Annotated in this window: 1 protein-coding gene and 1 pseudogene; both read right to left on the bottom strand. The window is 46.5% G+C overall.

Features of this window, described 5'->3' with window-relative positions:
* Window positions 1-252 (bottom strand): EAL domain-containing protein (locus FJQ58_RS32730; RefSeq protein ID WP_238403667.1); only part of this gene is annotated, 252 nt, incomplete at its 3' end.
* Window positions 253-623: pseudogene (locus tag FJQ58_RS32735) on the bottom strand (diguanylate cyclase domain-containing protein); the annotation flags it as partial.
* Window positions 624-633: the final 10 nt, after the last annotated feature.

The following is a 633-nucleotide window of genomic DNA, read 5'->3' on the forward strand; positions in this document are numbered from 1 at the left end:
ACCTGGCGATAAGAGACCTTTAGTTGGATGCTGCCACCGTACCAACGCCTCTATGCCGATCATAGCACGATCCTCTGTTCGAATTTGCGGCTGGTAATGCAGCAATAGCTCACCGTGCTCGATTGCCTTTCTCAAATCGCCTTCTAATTCAATTTTCTCCTGCAAAATCTGATCGAGCTCAGAAGTGAAAAACTGATAGCCATTTTTCCCTTTTTTCTTTACCTCGTACATAGCCGTATCCGCATTTTTCAATAGCTGGATCTCATCATTGCCATGTTCAGGATACTGGGCAATGCCAATGCTGGCCGATACATAGAAGTCACTGTCTTTCAGACGGTAAGGGGCCTGAATGCAATGAATAATTTCGCTCGCAAGCCGCTCGANAGAAGCGTAAACTCATCTCCGCCCATCCGCGCGAGCATGACATCATGCCCTGCTACGTTTTGTTTAATTCGCTTACTGACCTCCTGTAGAAATTGATCGCCGACCGTATGCCCGAGCGAGTCGTTTATCATTTTAAAACGGTCAATATCCAGTACCATAACGGCGAAGGCTGCTTTTCTAGCACTATTTTCTTCGATTAATTGAGCAATGCTTTGGTTGAACAATCGCCGATTCGGCAAGCCCGTAAGC

The organism is Paenibacillus paridis, from assembly GCF_006345825.1.
GTDB classification, from domain to species: domain Bacteria; phylum Bacillota; class Bacilli; order Paenibacillales; family Paenibacillaceae; genus Pristimantibacillus; species Pristimantibacillus paridis.